Annotated in this window: 16 protein-coding genes and 1 pseudogene; 14 read left to right on the top strand and 3 right to left on the bottom strand. The window is 71.9% G+C overall.

Features of this window, described 5'->3' with window-relative positions; genetic code table 11:
* Positions 1-86: 86 nt before the first annotated feature.
* On the bottom strand, positions 87-761 hold the full coding sequence (locus BMY19_RS08780) for a transglutaminase-like cysteine peptidase (RefSeq protein ID WP_170862927.1): 675 nt from the start codon (positions 759-761) through the stop codon (positions 87-89).
* Between the two features lie 250 nt (positions 762-1,011).
* Here BMY19_RS08780 and BMY19_RS08775 point away from each other — a divergent pair, with 250 nt between their 5' ends.
* The 5 genes from BMY19_RS08775 to BMY19_RS08755 all read left to right on the top strand — a co-directional run bounded on the left by BMY19_RS08775 (position 1,012) and on the right by BMY19_RS08755 (position 6,801).
* Positions 1,012-1,581 (top strand): c-type cytochrome, methanol metabolism-related, encoded by a 570-nt coding sequence (locus tag BMY19_RS08775; RefSeq protein ID WP_091679369.1) that lies wholly within the window; start codon positions 1,012-1,014, stop codon positions 1,579-1,581.
* 141 nt (positions 1,582-1,722) lie between these two features.
* Positions 1,723-2,943 (top strand): FIST signal transduction protein, encoded by a 1,221-nt coding sequence (locus BMY19_RS08770; RefSeq protein ID WP_026604820.1) that lies wholly within the window; start codon positions 1,723-1,725, stop codon positions 2,941-2,943.
* A complete protein-coding gene (locus BMY19_RS08765; protein WP_100251456.1) occupies positions 2,940-4,286 on the top strand; it encodes an ATP-binding response regulator in 1,347 nt (448 codons plus the stop codon). Before BMY19_RS08770 ends, BMY19_RS08765 begins: the two co-directional genes overlap by 4 nt.
* Positions 4,287-4,507: 221 nt before the next feature.
* Positions 4,508-5,935 carry an MFS transporter gene (locus BMY19_RS08760; protein WP_020092514.1) on the top strand — a complete coding sequence of 476 codons (1,428 nt, stop codon included), beginning with the start codon at positions 4,508-4,510 and terminating at the stop codon, positions 5,933-5,935.
* A 68-nt stretch (positions 5,936-6,003) separates the two neighbouring features.
* Positions 6,004-6,801, top strand: a complete 798-nt coding sequence (locus BMY19_RS08755) for an SDR family NAD(P)-dependent oxidoreductase (RefSeq protein ID WP_020092515.1) — start codon at positions 6,004-6,006, stop codon at positions 6,799-6,801.
* A 342-nt stretch (positions 6,802-7,143) separates the two neighbouring features.
* On the opposite strand, the gene BMY19_RS08750 is transcribed toward BMY19_RS08755, so the two are convergent.
* On the bottom strand, positions 7,144-7,503 hold the full coding sequence (locus tag BMY19_RS08750) for an SWIB/MDM2 domain-containing protein (protein ID WP_012320460.1): 360 nt from the start codon (positions 7,501-7,503) through the stop codon (positions 7,144-7,146).
* Positions 7,504-7,746: 243 nt separating this feature from the next.
* Between BMY19_RS08750 and BMY19_RS31610 the strand changes: the two genes are divergently transcribed.
* The 3 genes and pseudogenes from BMY19_RS31610 to BMY19_RS08740 all read left to right on the top strand — a co-directional run.
* Positions 7,747-7,869, top strand: a complete 123-nt coding sequence (locus BMY19_RS31610) for a hypothetical protein (RefSeq protein ID WP_020092516.1) — start codon at positions 7,747-7,749, stop codon at positions 7,867-7,869.
* 49 nt (positions 7,870-7,918) lie between these two features.
* On the top strand, positions 7,919-8,404 hold the full coding sequence (locus tag BMY19_RS08745) for a DUF2721 domain-containing protein (protein WP_042669689.1): 486 nt from the start codon (positions 7,919-7,921) through the stop codon (positions 8,402-8,404).
* Positions 8,405-8,522: 118 nt separating this feature from the next.
* Positions 8,523-8,876, top strand: a pseudogene (locus tag BMY19_RS08740) (PRC-barrel domain-containing protein); the annotation flags it as partial.
* A gap of 106 nt (positions 8,877-8,982) precedes the next feature.
* On the opposite strand, the gene BMY19_RS08735 reads toward BMY19_RS08740, so the two are convergent.
* A complete protein-coding gene (locus tag BMY19_RS08735; protein ID WP_026604823.1) occupies positions 8,983-9,390 on the bottom strand; it encodes a hypothetical protein in 408 nt (135 codons plus the stop codon).
* 339 nt (positions 9,391-9,729) lie between these two features.
* On the opposite strand from BMY19_RS08735, the gene BMY19_RS08730 reads away from it, so the two are divergent.
* The 6 genes from BMY19_RS08730 to BMY19_RS08705 all read left to right on the top strand — a co-directional run bounded on the left by BMY19_RS08730 (position 9,730) and on the right by BMY19_RS08705 (position 17,270).
* Entirely contained in the window at positions 9,730-10,548 is an 819-nt protein-coding gene (locus tag BMY19_RS08730) for a PRC-barrel domain-containing protein (RefSeq protein ID WP_100251455.1), read from the top strand.
* Positions 10,545-11,921, top strand: coding sequence for an MFS transporter (locus BMY19_RS08725; RefSeq protein ID WP_042669687.1), 1,377 nt, complete (start codon positions 10,545-10,547; stop codon positions 11,919-11,921). The genes BMY19_RS08730 and BMY19_RS08725 overlap by 4 nt, the downstream gene beginning before the upstream one ends.
* Before the next feature lie 204 nt (positions 11,922-12,125).
* Positions 12,126-13,895: an ABC transporter ATP-binding protein gene (locus BMY19_RS08720; protein WP_026604824.1), complete on the top strand. Its 1,770-nt coding sequence runs from the start codon at positions 12,126-12,128 to the stop codon at positions 13,893-13,895.
* Between the two features lie 308 nt (positions 13,896-14,203).
* A complete protein-coding gene (locus BMY19_RS08715; protein ID WP_100251454.1) occupies positions 14,204-15,133 on the top strand; it encodes a glutaminase in 930 nt (309 codons plus the stop codon).
* Positions 15,134-15,232: 99 nt separating this feature from the next.
* On the top strand, positions 15,233-16,642 hold the full coding sequence (locus tag BMY19_RS08710; protein ID WP_100251453.1) for an MFS transporter: 1,410 nt from the start codon (positions 15,233-15,235) through the stop codon (positions 16,640-16,642).
* A 52-nt stretch (positions 16,643-16,694) separates the two neighbouring features.
* Positions 16,695-17,270 (top strand): Uma2 family endonuclease, encoded by a 576-nt coding sequence (locus tag BMY19_RS08705; RefSeq protein WP_026604825.1) that lies wholly within the window; start codon positions 16,695-16,697, stop codon positions 17,268-17,270.
* The last annotated feature ends 48 nt before the right edge of the window (positions 17,271-17,318 follow it).

Genomic DNA, 17,318 nt, shown 5'->3' with positions numbered 1-17,318 from the left:
GCCCGACAGAGTGGCGCCGCAGGGTTAGCGATCCGTTAAGCAACGGCGCGTGCGGCCGAGGTTCCACTGCTCGCCGCGTGGCTTGTTCACCGGTTTGCGGTGGTGACCGGGGAGGTGACGCCGCCGAGGGAGACCCAGGCGACGGCGTCCTGGCTCTCGCGCTTGATGAACACGTAGCCCGTCTTGTGCCAGGGCAGGATCGCGCTGGTCTTGTTGTCGAGCACCAGGTCGCCGCGGTCGGTGATCAGGGTCAGCACGGCGTGGCCCTCGCCCTTCTCGTCGATCACCACGGTCATGCGCATCGCCCGCCGCGGCAGGCCGGCCTCGGCCAGCATGTGGCGCTTGAGCAGCTGGAAGTCCTCGCAGTCGCCGATGCCGTCCTCGGCCAGGTCCCAGCGGTCGGCCACGTGCAGGTGGTCCTGGTCGGTCATCGGCTCGATCGCCTTGTTGACCCGCCGGTTCACCGACACGATCGTCGCCCAGGTGGCGGGCGTCAGGCTGATCCGGGCCGGCTCACCCCGGTCCAGCGCGCACTCCGCCGCGTAATTCTGGCAGAACGTCACCCACGCCGCGATCGGCTTGGCATCGCCCTGCACCCGGGCGCCGGCCTCGGTGGGCAGGCTCGCCAGCGTCTGCGCCTGGGCCGGGGCGGCGAGCCCCGCGACGGCGAGGGCAGCCAGGGCCGCCCGGCGGCTCCGGGAGAGCCGACGCGAGGCGGGTCCCTTGACCAGGCCCTGCATCATGGAAACCGCGAACCGCATCGCCGGGACCCAACCGTTAAGCTCTCGTTAACGAAAGCTCTCACGCCGGCGGGCCGGCGGCAATCCGCCGATTAACAAAAGGTTAATGCTGTGCGCAACGCGGATAAGCGCACTCTCGGCCGGTCATCGTGACGCTCACCGGCCGTGCGCGAAAACGTGAAGGCGTCTCAAGGTGTTCTCGGACGAGATCCGCCGTTATCCCGGCACCGCGCCACCAAGAAGAAGCCTGTGGGCGGCAGGAGGAAGACGTATGCGGTGCGTTGCAGACAGAGTGGCCGGCCTCGTCCTGGCCGGGCTCGCAGCGGGAACCCTGGGGATGCTGCCGGCCTCCGCCGCGGCTCCGACCGCCGCCCCGCCCGCGACCGACCTGAAGAGCGAGGGGCCGACGCAGCCGGCCAAGGTCCAGGACGGTCAGTACACCGACAAGAACGGTAACCCGACCTACCACGTCACGGACGGCGGCAAGATGGTCGACTGGTACACCATGTCCGGCTACGTCCGGTACAGCGCGAACTGCATGGCCTGCCACGGCCCCGACGGGCTGGGATCGACCTACGCGCCGTCGCTGGTCGACGCCCTCAAGGGCATGGACTACGCGCAGTTCGCCGGCATCGTCGTGGGCGGCAAGAGGGACGTGAACGCCTCGCAGGAGCTGGTGATGCCCGCCTTCGGCGAGAACAAGAACGTCACCTGCTACCTGCCGGACATTTACACCTATCTCCGCGCCCGCTCCGACGGGGCGCTCGGCCGCAACCGGCCGTCCGAGCACGAACCCAAGCCCGCGGCCTTCGAGAAGGCCGAGGATGCCTGCATGAAGTGAGGCCGCCCCGGTCCGGCTTCCCGCGCGAACCGGACCGGGTCGACACGCCCCGTTGCACCGCTCGATCGCGCACGACATACTCCGCCCAAGACGCTGAAGAGCGGGCGCCAAGCCTGCCGAGGGGGTCGCAGGGGGTGGAACGTGGCTCAAGGATCGGGAGTGCGCCGCCATCTGTGCGGCATCTGGACGGCCTGGACGGACGCGGCCGGGGCCGCCGACGCGGCCGCGGAGGTGGCGCTCGCGGTCGGTGACACCGCCCTGTCGCAGGTCGTCGCGTTCTTCTCCGCCGATTACGATGCCGAGATCCTGGCCCGTGCCCTGGAGACCCGGTTCCCCGGCGTGCCGGTGGCCGGCTGTTCGATGTCGGGCGGCATCGCCCCGGCCGGCGGCCTCGACCGCGGGCTCGTCGTCATCGCGTTCCCGGCCGAGCGCTTCCGGATCGTCTCGACCGTCCTCGACGCCATCGACCACCTCGACGTGGAGCGGACCGCCTCGGCGGTCCGGGCGCTGCGCCGGACCCTGGACCCGCTGGACCGGTGCCGCGATGTCGACGCGGCCGGCACGGGCCACCGCTTCGCCCTGTCGCTGATCGACGGGCTCGCCAACGCCGAGGAGACCGTGGTCTCGGCGATCGCCTGGGCGCTCGACGGCATCCCGATCGTCGGCGGCTCGGCCGGCGACGACCTGCGCTTCCGGGACGCCGTCATGCTCCACGGCGGGAAGATCCACCGCAAGGCGGCGGTCCTGGTGCTCGTCGAGACCGACTTCTCGGTGGAGATCTTCAAGAGCGACAATTTCGAGCCGACGCGGACCAAGTTCGTGGTCACCGCCTCGGACGGCGAGCGCCGCACCGTGCACGAGCTCAACGCCGAGCCGGCGGCCCGGGAATACGCGATGGCGATCGGCCTCGACCCCGAGGGCCTGTCGCCGATGAGCTTCGCCGCCTACCCGCTCGCCGTGAAGGTCGGCGGCGAGTATTTCTGCCGCTCGATCCGGCGGATGAACGAGGACGGCTCGCTCAGCTTCTTCTGCGCGGTGGATGAGGGCGTGGTGCTGACCCTCGCCGAGCCGCGCGACATCGTCGCCTCGACCCGGGCGGAGCTGGCGCGCCTCGACGCCGTGCTCGGCGGCGTCGACCTCATCATCGGCTTCGAGTGCGTGCTCCGCCGCCTCGACGCCGAGAGCCGGCAGGTCCGGCACGGGATCGCCGACCTCTACCGCCGCTACAACGTCGTCGGCTTCGAGACCTTCGGCGAGCAGTACCGGGCGATGCACCTGAACCAGACCTTCACGGGCATCGCCATCGGCAAGACCCTCGCCGCGGGCGCGCCGGCCGCGGCCCCCGCCCCGGCCGCGTCGTGACCCTGCACCCGAACGGACTCGAGACCGACGCGTCGCTGCACCGGCGGATCGAGAAGCTCGAGCGGATCAACGCCGCGCTGATGTCCCATGTCGAGCGCTCCATGGACCAGCGAGGCAGCGCCTACTCGCTGTTCCAGACGGCGATCATGCTCGAGGGCCGGGTCCGCACCCGCACCGAGGAGCTGACCGGGCTGATGCACCGGCTGGAGCGCTCCAACGAGGCGCTGGCCGCGGCCAAGGAGGAGGCCGAGACTGCCAACCGCTCGAAGACGCGGTTCCTGGCGGCGGCGAGCCACGACCTGCTGCAGCCGGTCAACGCCGCCCGCCTCTCGATCTCGGCGCTCGCCGACCTCGACGTGCCGCCGGAGGCGCGCACCATCGCCGGACAGGTGGAGCGGGGCCTGCAGACCATCGAGGACCTGATCAAGACGCTGCTCGACATCTCGAAGCTCGATGCCGGGATCGTCCGGCCGCAAGTCCAGCCCGTCTTCCTGCCCGACCTGCTGGCGGGGATCGCGGAGAGCTTCAAACCCTTCGCGCAGCGCAAGGGCCTGCGCCTGTCGGTGCACTGCCCGGACCTGACCGTCACCAGCGACGTGGTGCTCCTGCAGCGGATCCTCCAGAACCTCGTCTCCAACGCCGTCCGCTACACCCGCACCGGCGGGATCGTCCTGGCGGCCCGGCGCCGGTCCGGCGGCGTCTGGATCGAAGTGACCGACACGGGCTGCGGCATCGCCGCCGAGGAATGCGAGCTCGTCTTCGACGAGTTCTTCCGAGGCGGCGACCGGCCGAGCAGCGGCGAGGAGCCTGGCCTCGGCCTCGGCCTGTCGATCGTCCGCCGCATGGCCCTCGCCCTCGATCATCCCCTGCGGCTGCGCTCCCGGGTCGGCCACGGCACCCGGGTGTCGCTGACGCTGCCCCTGAGCGCGGTCCCGGCCGCCGCGGCGCCGCCCGCCCCGGTGGCGACCCGGCTCTCGGGAGCCCACGTCCTCGTCGTGGAGAACGACGCCTCCACGGCCGACGCCCTCGCGCGCCTGCTCCAGAACTGGGATGCAAGGGTCTCGACCTTCCGCGACCTCGCGGGGGTGAAGGCCGCCGTCGCGGCGGGCGCCGGGGCGCCGGACATCCTGGTGCTCGACTACCATCTCGACGACGGCGCCTGCGGCCTCGACGTGGCCGCCTATCTCCGGGCGCTGCATACCGGGCCGCTCCCGGTCATCGTCACCACCGCCGACCATACCGGCGCGGTCGAGGAGCGCGTCACCGCCGCCGGCGCGGAGCTCGTGCACAAGCCGATCAAGCCGGCCCAGCTCCGCTCCCTGCTGACCTACATGCTGGCCTGAGCCCGATCGGGCGCCGCGACGCGCCGGCTCGCGCCCGGTCCGAGCCGCGGGCGTCCGCGGCGAACACTCCCGTCCGCGCCGTGACATAGGACACACGGTACCCCTCGACGGGCCTCCCCGCCTGCGCGACAGGGAGCAGCATCCGCGGCGCGTCCCGTGCCCGGATGTCCCCCCGCCATCGACGTCACGGACCCGCCGGGACGCCGCAGGAGCGCGCACCCATGGCGCAGGTCCCGCACGGTCCGACAGGCAGCCCGCCGGGTCATCCTCAGGGCACCGCGCAGGGGCCCGTCCAGGACGGCCTGCCGCCGCGCGAGCGCGTCCTCGCCATGGCGGCGATCGGGCTCGCCATGACCATGGCGGTCCTCGACGGGGCCATCGTCAACGTGGCGCTGCCCGTCATGGCCAAGGACCTCGCGGTCCGGCCGGCCGACGCGATCTTCGTGGTCAACGCCTACCAGGTCGCCGTCACGGCGAGCCTCCTGCCGTTCGCGGCCCTCGGCGACATCTTCGGCTTCCGGAAAGTCTACCTGCCGGGGCTCGCGCTGTTCGTCGCCGCGTCGCTCGCCTGCGCGGTCGCGCCGAACCTGCCGATGCTGATCGCGGCCCGCATCGTCCAGGGCCTCGGTGGCGCGGCGATCATGAGCGTGAATATCGGCTTCGTGCGCTTCATCTACCCGCACCGGATGATCGGCCAGGGGGTCGCCAACGTCGCGCTGGTGGTGGCGGTGGCCTCGGCCGCCGGCCCGACCGTGGCGGCGGCGATCCTGTCGGTGGCGACCTGGCCCTGGCTGTTCCTCGTGAACATCCCCGTGGGCCTGCTGGCCCTGGCGGTGGCGTCCCGGACCCTGCCGGTCACACCGGCGAGCGGCCGCCCCTTCGACCTCGCGAGCGCGGTGCTCAATGCGCTGACCTTCGGCCTGCTGATCATCGGGATCGACGGTCTCGGCGATCCGGAGGCGCGCAGCGTCGCGATCGTCGAGCTCGCCGCCGCCCTGGTCATCGGCGCGGTGTTCGTCCGGCGCCAGATCCGGCTGCCCGCCCCGCTCCTGCCGGTCGACCTGCTGCGGATCCCCGCCTTCGCCCTGTCGATGGCGACGTCCGTCGCCTCGTTCTGCGCCCAGATGGTCTCCTACGTGGCGCTGCCCTTCTACTTCCAGGACGTGCTGCACCTCTCCAGCACCCAGACCGGCTTCCTGCTCACCCCCTGGCCGATCGCGGTCGCCGCGATGGCGCCGATCTCCGGCCGCCTCGCGGACCGCTACCCGCCCGGCATCCTCGGCGGCGTCGGGCTGGCCATGATGGCCGCCGGGCTCGTCAGCGTGACGCTCCTGCCCGCGGCCCCCGCCACCCTCGACATCGTCTGGAGGCTCACCCTGTGCGGCCTCGGCTTCGGCCTGTTCCAGTCGCCCAACAACAAGGTCATCGTCACCTCGGCGCCGCGCGAGCGGGCCGGCGGGGCGAGCGGGATGCAGTCGACGGCGCGGCTCACCGGGCAGTCGCTCGGCGCGGCCCTGGTGGCGGTGATCTTCGGCCTGACGCACGGGCTCGGGGCCGAGCGGGCCGTCACCATCTCGCTCTCCTGCGCGGTGGCGCTCTCGGTGATCGGCGGCTGCGCCAGCGTCCTGCGGCGGAGTCGGAGCGGCTAGACCGACCCCGTATGCCACCGCGGGCGCGGGACCGCGTTGACGCGACGAGTCACGTGCAGGAGCGTCCCATGGATCTCGATCTCTCCGGCCGGAAGGCCCTGGTCACCGGCTCGACCGGCGGCATCGGCTACGCCATCGCCAAGGAACTCCTCGATCTCGGCGCCGAGGTCGGCATCAACGGCCGCACGCCCGAGCGCGTCGAGGCCGCGCTGGCGAGGCTGCGGGGCGAGGCGCGGGCCGGCCGCGCCTTCGCGGCACCGGGGGATGTCGCGACCGCGGACGGCGTGTCCGCGCTCGTCCAGGGGCTGCCGGTCGTGGATATCCTGGTCAACAACACCGGGATCTTCGAGCCGAAGCCGTTCTTCGAGATCCCGGATGCCGACTGGCAGCGCTTCTTCGACGTCAACGTGATGAGCGGCGTGCGCCTGTCCCGGGCCTACACGCCCGGCATGGCGGAGCGCGGCTGGGGCCGGGTGATCTTCATCTCCAGCGAGTCCGGCATCAATACGCCGACCGAGATGGTCCATTACGGGATGACCAAGACCGCGCAGCTCGCGATTTCCCGCGGGCTCGCCCAGACGGTGGCCGGCAGCGGCGTGACGGTCAACAGCGTCCTGCCCGGCCCGACCCTGTCGGAGGGCGTCGCGGAGTTCATGACGCAGATGGCCGGCGGCGCGGCCGACGCCGACCTCGAGGCCATGGGCCGCCAGTTCGTCGCGGAGCACCGGCCCTCCTCGCTGATCCGGCGCCTCGCGCGGGTGGAGGAGGTGGCGAACCTCGTCGCCTATCTCTGCAGCCCGGCCGCGAGCGCCACCACCGGCGCAGCTCTGCGGGTCGATGGCGGTGTCCTGCAGGGCGTCGCCTAGGATCAGGCAGGGCCCGACCCCGGGATCAGGACCGGTCCGGGCATCACCCGCCGGTCTCGGAAGTGGTGGCCCGGTCGACCAATCCGCGGACGCGGCACCGCGATGGCCCGGCGAGAGCGCGCGAGGAAGCCCGCGATCCAGACCCGTGGATCCGGACCTGTGGACGCGCCCCGCTCCGCGGATCGCCCGAGCCCGCCGGAGCGACCGGCGGCTCTGGATAACGGGCTTTCGCCCGCGGCGCGCCGCGCCATGTCGGCCGGTCGGCCGGCCCGACTGGAGCGTCGCGGAGGCACCTAGAGCCGTCGGCCCAGACGAGACGCCGGACTTGGCTCTAGGTCGTGATCAGGCCTTCAGGTGGGCGGCGAGATGCTTGTTCATCTCGAACATGGAGCACTTGTCCTTGCCGAAGACCTTCTTGAGCTTGTCGTCGGCAACGATCTCGCGCTTGTTCTGCGGGTTCTGAAGATTGTTCTTCTTGATGTAGTCCCAAACCTTGCTGACCACCTCGCCGCGGGGCAGCGGGCTGGTACCGACGATGGCGCCGAGCTCGGCCGACGGCTTCAGCGGCTGCTGCAGAGCGTTGGGCTTGGTGCCGGCCGACTTGGCGGCAGCCGGCTTCGCAGCCTTCGCCGGGGCGGCCTTCTCCGCAGTCTTGGTGGTCTTGGCCGCCTTCGGCGCAGCCTTCTCGGTCTTTGTGGCCATAAACTTCCTCCGGTTCTCGGGCCGCAGGCCGGGGCATGATCGCCCCACGGCCGAGCCAGCATAGCAGCAACTAAGCGGTGCCGCCGCCGTTCCAAGGGGAAATTGCCTTTGCAGCCCCCTCATCCACAAGGCACGCACGAGAATCCCCTGTGGGATCGCCCGATCGACGCCGTGGTGAAGATTATTCGGTCCGATGCCGGGCGCGAAACCTGCTCTTAACAATCCTGCGCGCGAAGTACAGACATGTTCGCCCCGGCCCTCACGCTCGCGCTCCTGCTCGCCACCGGACTGGTCACCGGTCTCGGGTTGGTGATCCGCGCAGAGACGACGGCCTCCGGCACCGCGCCGGGGCGCGGACTGATCTGAGCGAACCGGGATTGCCGCGCCGGTCCGCCGGGTGCATCAGCCCGACCGCATGACCGACCCGATCACCCTCGCGAGCCTGGAAGGGACTGCGCACGTCGTCCAGGTGGCGCTCAGCCCCGTCTTCCTGCTGTCGGGCATCGCGACGCTCCTCAACGTCTTCGGGGCCCGCCTCGCGCGCGTGGCGGACCAGGCCGACCACGTCTCCGGATTGCTGGCGGGGGCCGGCGACGCCGAGCGCGTCCGCCTCGGTCAGCGCCTGGACCGCCTTCACCGGCGCTCCCTCGCGCTCGACGCCGCGGTGTTCCTGGCCGCGCTCGGCGGCGTGGCGACCTGCGGCTCGGTGCTGACGCTGTTCGTGGGCGCGCTGCGCGACAGCACGGTCGCGACCCTGCTGTTCGGCCTGTTCGGCGCGGCGATCCTGTGCACGCTGTGCGCCCTCGTGGCCTTCGGCTTCGAGATGCTGCTGGCGAACCGCTCGGTCCGCGACCGGATCAACCAGCGGCGGGCGAGCGCCGGCATGCCGCCCGACCGCTGAGCGCTCGGTGCGGGTCCGGACCCCGCGCCCCGCCGGCGGAACCGGTCCCGACCGGCGCGCTTAGTGAGCCGAGGGACCGCCGCGCGGGCACGACCCCGCGCGCGAACCGGGAGAGATCATGCCGACGGACCTGCCCAACGAGCGCACCCTGAGAAAGCCCGGCACGCTGGAGCTCGACCCCGCCGCCGGCGAAGGCGTCGCCATCGACGAGACGCCGCGTCTGATCGCGTCCAACAGGGTCGAGGGCACCGCCGTCTACGACCGCAGCGGCCGCCACCTCGGCGCTATCCACAATTTCATGGTGGACAAGATCTCCGGACAGGTCGCCTACGCGGTTCTGGCCTTCGGAGGCTTCCTTGGGCTCGGCGAGACCCACCACCCGCTGCCCTGGAAGGCGCTGAGCTACAGCACTGAACTCGGCGGCTACGTGGTCGATCTCGAGCCCGGCGTGCTCGCGGAGGCGCCGAGCCAGGCGGCCGGTTAGGCCTGGCTCGTCGACCCGGGCTGTCGGGCGCGGATCATCCCGCGTCGCGGCGCGCGGACGCTTCGCTGCGGAGCGGGCCCCGGGACGTGCCGGCTCAGAACTTCCCGCCGAGGCCGACGCTGCCACCCGGCGACAGCATCGGGCCCATCGAGCCGCTGCCGCCGCTGCCGCCGACGGCCGCGTTGCCGCCGTCGAGATCCTCGCGCCGGATGCGGCGCTCGCCGCTGTCGGCCGTCCGCGTGGCGCCGCCGGCGGTCTTGGGAATCGCGAGCTGCCTCGTCGGCGCCGTCTGGAGAGGCTGACCGTCGGCATCGACCGCGGCGTTGCGCGGCTCGCGGTTCGGCAGCGAACCGCGCAGCGACGGCGGCAGCCCGACCTCCGTCGCCGGCATCACGCCTCCGCCTCCGCCGAGCGCCTGACAGCCGGCCACGAGACCGGACAGGGCGGCACCGAGCGCGAGGCCGCGTGCTGCCGCGCATCGCGACGTGGTGAGGGTCGACATCGTGTAGTCCTCGACAGTGGCCACGGTGCCATCCGCGGCTCGCGTGGGTTTATGCGCGGTTGTCTACGCTGGGGATGCGGCGAAAACCAGACAGCGCCGCGGGACGCCGGGGGATGACGCCGCCCCCTCGGGCCGTGCGGGCGCCCCGCGCGGCCCGAGCCTTGCTGCGAGGCCGCCGCGGTCCATAACTTCGCCCAGGTCCTGCGGCACGACGCCATCCGCGGGCGGGATCCTGCCGGCGGCGGACCCGGAACCGGCCGAATGCGGTCGAGGACGCGCCGGCACGCCGGCGCGGCCCGGCCTTTCCTCAGAGGACGAAGCGTGTTCAGAACCAACCGGATGATCGCGGCCGTGACGCTCGCCCTCTGGGCGTCGGGGGCCGCGGCGCAGGCCCAGGTGAGCGGCAGCGAGGGTCCTGCCGGTCAGGCCGCGCCGCAGAGTCCGGCCGCGCCGCCATCCGCACCGCCGGCCCAGACGCCTGCCCAGACCCCGGGCCAGACGTCGGCCCCGGTACCGGCCCCGACGCCACCGCCCGCGGCGACCCCGGCCGCGGCGACCCCGGCCGCCCCGCCCGCCAGCCCGCCGGCTGCCGCGGGCGCGCCGCCCTCCGCGACCCAGGCCCAGCAGCAGGGGACACCCGCCACCGTCCTCGACACGCAGGATTACGAGAGCCTGCTCGGCCGCAGCGTGCGCAGCGCCGGCGGCGACGAGCTCGGGCGCGTCATCGACATCATCATCGACAAGGAGGGCCATCCCCGCGCCGCCATCATCGATTTCGGCGGCTTCCTCGGTGTGGGAACCCGCAAGATCGCCGTGGACTGGCGCGCCCTGCGCTTCACGCCGGACGGCGGGAAGGAGCGCAAGCTGTCGGTCGCGCTGACCCGCAATCAGGTCCGCGTCTCCCCGGAATACAAGGCCGGCGAGCCGATCGTGGTCCTGGGCCCCGCCAGCCCGGCCGCGCCCGCGGCCGAGGGCGAGCAGGCGGCCGCGCCGACGGCGGGCTCCGCGACGCCGCCGCAGTCGGCCCCGGCCGCGCCGGCGCCCGGCAACGCGGCCTCGGGCGCCGCGGCGCCGGCCGCCGCGACCCCGCCGACCCCTGCCGCGCCTGTGCCCGCGCCCGCCCCCGCCCCGCCCCCGGAGAAGGCACCGGATAAGTGACGGTGGCCCGGTTGAAGGTCAGAACCGCCGCCGCCCCCCGCGAGCGCGACGTGCCCCGGCAGGACATCCGTTCCCGTCCGACCCGCCTGAAGGATCAGGCGGCCGAGGCCGCGCGCGCACCGGCAGGCTCGGCGGTCCACGGCGAACGCGCGATCTCGTCGGCGAGCCGCTACGGCCTCGACGCCTTCGCGTTCTTCGTCGCGAACCTGCAGACCGGGTTCGGGCCGTTCCTGGCGGTCTACTTCTCCCAGGCCAAGTGGACCCAGTCCGACATCGGCTTCGCCCTGACGGTGGGCAGCCTCGTGGCGCTCCTCGGCCAGGTGCCGGGGGGCGCCTTCGTCGACGTCGTGCGCTCGAAGCGCTTCGCCGCCGCCGTGGCGGTCATCGGGATCGCCGGCAGCGCCTTCGCGCTGGCGGTCTGGCCGAGCTTCCTGATCGTGCTCCTGGCGATGGCGCTCCACTCGGCCGCGAGCTGCGTGCTGACGCCGGCCATCGCGGCGATCAGCATCGGTCTGGTCGGGCGCGCCCGGGCCGGCGAGCGCCTCGGCCGGAACGCGAGCTTCGCCGCCCTCGGCAACGCCCTCGGCGCGGCCGGCATGGGCGCCATCGGCTACTACCTGTCGAACGGCGCCGTCTTCTACCTCACCGCCGCCCTCGGGATCCCGACGGTGATCGCGCTGGCGCGCATCCGCGCCCAGGACATCGATCCGGGCGTGTTCAAGGAGCCGGCCCCGGCCCAGGCGGCGCCGGCCTCGACGGCGCCCGCGTCCGGCCAGGACGGCATCCGCGCGCTCCTGACCAACCGCGGCCTCCTGTGCTTCGCGGCCTGCATGGTGCTGTTCTTCCTCGCCAACGCCGCGATGCTGCCCCTCGTCGGCAGCGTCCTGACCCTGCGGGCGAGCGAGACCGCGACCGCGCTGGTGGCGGCCTGCATCATGGTCCCGCAGGCCGTCCTCGCGGTCAGCGCCCCGGCGGTCGGCCGGGCCGCCGAGCGTTTCGGCCGCTACCCGGTGCTGCTGTTCGGCTTCGGCGCCCTCCCGGTCCGCGGCCTGCTGCTCGCCTACACGACCAACCCCTACGGCCTCGTCGCCATCCAGGTGCTCGACGGGATCTCGGCCTCGGTGCTGGGCGTGATGGTGCCGCTGATCGTGTCGGACCTCACCCGCGGCACCGGCCGCTTCAACCTCGCCCTCGGTGCGGTCGGGACCGCCATGGGCATCGGCGCGGCCCTCTCGACCTCGCTCGCCGGCATCATGGCCGACCATCTCGGCAGCCACAGCGCCTTCCTGGGGCTCGCGGTCGTCGGCTTCGCGGCCTTCATGCTGGTGGCGCTGATCATGCCGGAGACGCGCCAGCCGGAGCGCGCGGCCTGACCCGGCGCGGCATCGGATTCGCTTGGGTGTTTCCGAGCCGCTCAAGCGGCGTTCAGGTTCTGCGGATAAAAGCGCGGCGAAGGTGCGAGCCGGTGAAACATATGGCAACGCTCTCGCGTTGCCGCTGCGGGTCAGACTGCGCCCGCGCTGCACTCCGCCTCAGCCCGTAAGCCAAAGCCGCGCGAATACGGAATGGTCACCGCGATGGAAGAGCTGCACCGATACGCCGACAGGCCCTTCGCCTTCGTCGGACGGTATCTCCGGCGCCGCTGGCTGCCGCACCTGGTCATCCTGATCTCGGTGCTCGGCGCCGTCGGCTTCTCGGTCTCCACCGATTACGCCCTGAAGGGCGTGGTCGACGCGCTGACGAAGGGTCCCGGCCCCGACAACACCGTGATCTGGGGCGCCCTGGCGGTCCTGATCGCCTTCATCGCCGCCGACAACATGCTCTGGCGCGTGGCCGCGCTGACCGGCGCCTTCACCTTCGTGGGCATCACGGGCGACATCCGGCGCGACCTGTTCCGGCACCTGACCGGCCACTCCCCGACCTTCTTCTCCGACCGCCAGCCGGGCACCCTGGCGTCGCGGATCACGGCGACCTCGAACGCGATCTTCACGGTCGAGAACATGTTCGTGTTCAACGTGATGCCGCCGACGGTCGCGGCCTTCGGATCGATCGCCTACATCGCCACCGTCAACCTCACCATGGCGGGCATCCTGGCGGGCGTGTTCGCCGCCGTCGTCGTGCTGATGTTCAAGATGGCCGCGGCCGGCAAGCCGCTGCACCACGACTTCGCCGCCAAGGCCGCCTCCGTCGACGGCGAGATGGTCGACCTCGTCGGCAACATGTCGCTCGTGCGCGCCTTCTCGGCGTTCAAGCGCGAGGGCCAGCGCTTCGAGGGCACCGTCGCCACCGAGATGCGCGCCCGCCGCTCGTCCCTGCTCTACCTCGAGAAGCTGCGCATCGTGCACGCGGTGCTCACCGTGCTCGCCGTGTTCGGCCTGCTCTACTGGGCGATCCAGATGTGGGAGGCCGGCCAGGCGACGAACGGTCAGGTGGTCCTCGTCTGCACGCTCGGCATCCGCATCCTCGCCGCGACCCGCGACCTCGCGGTGGCGCTGGTCGACGCGACCCAGCACACCGCCCGCCTCTCCGAGGCGCTGCACACCCTGCTCCAGCCCCACGACCTCGTGGACCATCCGGAGGCGCAGCCGCTCAGCGGCCAGGGCGCCAAGATCGAGTTCGAGCACGTCGCGTTCAGCTATCCGGACGGGCGCCCCGTCTTCACCGACTTCGACCTCGTCATCGAGCCCGGCCAGCGCGTCGGCCTCGTGGGCAGGTCGGGCGGCGGCAAGTCGACCCTGTTCTCGCTGATCCAGCGCTTCTACGACGTGCAGAGCGGCGCGATCCGCATCAACGGGCAGAACATCGAGCGCGTCACGCAGGAATCCCTGCGCGAGGCCATCACGGTCGTGCCGCAGGACGTCTCGATGTTCCACCGCTCCCTGCGTGAGAACATCCGCTACGGCCGGCCCGAGGCGACCGACGAGGAGGTCTGGCAGGCGGCCGAGGCGGCGCACTGCACCGACTTCATCAAGGCCCTGCCGGAAGGCTTCGACACGATCGTGGGCGATCGCGGCGTGAAGCTCTCGGGCGGCCAGCGCCAGCGCATCGCCATCGCCCGGGCGATCCTGAAGAACTCGCCGATCCTGCTGCTCGACGAGGCGACCTCGGCGCTCGACGCCGAATCCGAGCAGGCGATCCGTCACGCCCTCGCGAACCTGATGAAGGGCCGGACCGTCATCGCGATCGCGCACCGCCTCTCGACGCTGCAGGATTTCGACCGGATCGTCGTGCTCGACGGCGGCCGCATCGCGCAGGACGGCTCGCCCGACAAGCTGACCCATCTCGACGGCTTCTTCCGGGAGCTGATGAAGAAGGAATCCATGGCGATGGCGCTCGCCGCCGCGTGATGATCCTTCTCGCCGAGCGGACGCACCGCAGCCGTCTTTGCGAGCGCAGCGAAGCAATCCAGTGAGGCACGCGATGCCCGAGCGTGGCGCGTCCCTGGGTCGCTTCGCTGCGCTCGCGATGACGGTGCAGATCGAGTGACGGCCCGGCGGCCGGCGCTCGCCGGCCGATCGTCGCGCGGGCACGGCCGCTCCGGTTCCCACGCCCGCTCGGCACTGCTAGATCACCGCGCGGCCGGACCGGACCTTGCATCGCCTGAGACGTCGCGAACCGGCCCGGTTCCGACGCAACGCGACGCCCGAGCCCGACCGTGCCCGACCTTGCCCACGTCATCCGGGAGATCTCCGAGGAGATGGCCCAGCGCCCCGACCGCGGCGCGGTCGCGGACTACATCCCGGAGCTCGCCCGGGTCGATCCCGGCCAGTTCGGCCTGGCGGTGATCGATGCCGAGGGGCAGGTCTTCACCGGCGGCGACAGCGAGACGCCGTTCTCGATCCAGAGCGTGTCGAAGGTGTTCACGCTCACCCTCGCCCTCGGCATGGTCGGCGACCGCCTCTGGAAACGGGTCGGCCGCGAGCCCTCGGGCAATCCGTTCAATTCCATCGTGCAGCTGGAGCGGGAGCGTGGCGTGCCGCGCAATCCCTTCATCAACGCGGGCGCGATCGCGGTCACCGACGTGATCCTCTCGGGCCACGAGCCCCGCGAGGCGCTGGGCGAGATCCTGCGCTTCATGCAGTTCCTGGCCCAGGATACGAGCATCATCATCGACGAGACGGTGGCGGCCTCGGAGAAGCGCACGGGCTTCCGCAACACCGCGCTCGCCAACTACATGAAGTCGTTCGGCGTCCTCGACAATCCGGTCGACTACACCCTCGGCGTCTACTTCCACCACTGCGCCATCGCGATGAACTGCCGCCAGCTCGCGCGGGCCGGACGGTTCCTGGCGCATAACGGCGTCAACCCGTCGACCGGCCACTCGGTGGTCTCGGCCGAGCGCGCGCGCCGCATCAACGCGATCATGCTGACCTGCGGCCACTACGACGGGTCGGGCGAGTTCGCCTACCGCGTCGGCCTGCCGGGCAAGAGCGGGGTCGGCGGCAGCATCCTGGCGATCGCGCCCGGCAAGGCGTCCATCGCCGTCTGGTCGCCCGGCCTCGACGCGGCGGGCAATTCCCATCTCGGCCGCATCGCCCTGGAGCGGCTGACGCAGCGCATGGGCTGGTCCGTCTTCGGCGCCTGAGGGGAGCGCCGCGCCCCGCGTCGCTCCCTCTTGCGCGGCGCCCGCTTCCGCGGCACTGCGCCGGCGGGGCGCCGCGGCGCCGAAACGGGGCGCACCGGCATGGCGACGCGTACGGCAGTCCGGGCTTCCGAGGAAGGTCTCGATCCCGGCGCCATCCTGGCCCGCCTCGACCGGCTTCCGGCGACGCCGACGGTCTGGCGCCTCGTGGTGCTGCTCGGCCTCGGCTTCTTCTTCGAGCTCTACGACCTGCTGTTCACCGGCTACGTCGCGCCGGGCCTCGTCAAGGCCGGGATCCTCACGCCGACGACCCCGGGCCTGTTCGGCGCCAGCGGTGTCGCGAGCTTCGTCGCGGCCCTCTTCACCGGCCTGTTCATCGGCACCATCGCCTGCGGCTGGCTCGCCGACCGGTTCGGCCGGCGGGCGATCTTCACGTGGTCGCTGCTGTCCTACACCGCCGCCAACGTGGTGATGGCCTGCCAGAGCGACGCCTTCGGCCTCAATCTCTGGCGCCTGATCGCCGGGATCGGCCTCGGCCTGGAGATGGTGACGATCGGCAGCTACCTGTCCGAGCTGGTGCCGAAGGCGATCCGGGGCCGGGCCTTCGCCCTGTGCCAGGGCATCGGCTTCACCGCCGTGCCGGTCGTGGCGTTCCTGTCCTACCTGCTGATCCCGGCGGCGCCCCTCGGCATCGACGGGTGGCGCTGGGTGGTGCTGATCGGCGCCTCGGCGGCGATCGTGGTCTGGTGGATGCGAGCGGGCCTGCCGGAGAGCCCGCGCTGGCTCGTCGAGCACGGCCGTCTGGCGGAGGCCGAGGCGGTCCTGCGGCGGCTGGAGGCGCGGATCGCGGCCGAGCACGGCGGCGCGCTTCCCGCACCGGCCGCGCCGGAGCCGGTGCAGCCGCGCGGCGCGTTCCGCGACATGTGGGTCCAGCCCTACCGGCGCCGCGCCCTGATGATGGCGGGGTTCAACGTCTTCCAGACGGTCGGCTTCTACGGTTTCGCCAACTGGGTGCCGACCCTCCTGGTGGCCCAGGGCATCACGGTGACGTCGAGCCTCGCCTATACGGCGCTGATCGCGCTGGCCGCCCCGGTCGGGCCCCTGATCGGCCTCGCCATCGCCGACCGGTTCGAGCGCAAGCACGTCATCGTGGGCGCCGCCCTCCTCTACATCGCCTGCGGCCTGGCCTTCGCGCAGACGCGGGACGTCACCGTCATCGTGGCGCTCGGCATCGGCCTGACGCTGGCCTCGAACGTGATGTCGTACAGCTTCCACGCCTATCAGGCCGAGCTGTTCCCCACGGGCATCCGGGCCCGGGCGGTCGGCTTCGTCTATTCCTGGAGCCGCTTCTCGGCGATCTTCACCGGCTTCGTCATCGCGTTCGTGCTGCGGGAGGCCGGGACGCCGGGCGTGTTCCTGTTCATCTCGGCGGCGATGCTGGCCGCGGGCCTGCTCGTCGGGCTGCTGGGTCCCCGGACGCGGGACGTCGCGCTGGAGAAGATCGCGGGGTGAGGCCCGTGAGGAGCACAGCTCCCGGCAAGCCGAATCCGTGCTAACCTCGGGCATGGTCGCTCAGCCGAGATCCCGGATGACGGTCGACGAGTTTCTCGCCTGGGCCGAGGGGCAGCCGGGGCGATTCGAGCTGGTCGATGGCGAGGTGTTCGCGATGTCACCGGAGCGGGCCGGACATGCGTTGGTCAAGTTCGCAGCACAGACAGCGCTGAATCGCGCGATCAGAGCCTCCGGTGTCGTCTGCCACATGATGCCCGACGGCATGACGGTCCGCATCGACAGCACGACGACGTTCGAACCGGATGCACTGGTCTATTGTGGGCCCCGGATGGATCTCGATGCCATCGAAGTGCCGGATCCCGTCATCGTCGTCGAGGTTCAGTCGCCGGGCACACGCGCGGTGGACTCGGGCCTGAAATTGACCCGCTACTTCGGTCTGGAGAGCGTCATCCACTATCTGATCGTGGATCCGGTGAAGCGTCTCGTCATCCATCACCGCCGCGCGCAGGGCGGCCTGATCGAGACCCGCATCGCGACCCGGGAGACGCTGGACCTGACGCCGCCCGGCCTGCGCCTGCCCGTGCCGGAGCTGTTCGCCGACCTCGCGCCCGCCGACGACGGCGCTTGATCCGATCCGAGGCGGATGCCACAGCGGCGCGAACGCGAATCAGGACGC

The sequence above is a fragment of the Methylobacterium sp. UNC300MFChir4.1 genome (assembly GCF_900110155.1).
Lineage (GTDB): Bacteria > Pseudomonadota > Alphaproteobacteria > Rhizobiales > Beijerinckiaceae > Methylobacterium.
The sequence above is the reverse complement of the archived record's forward strand: the minus strand, read 5'-3'. Positions and strand labels throughout refer to the sequence as shown.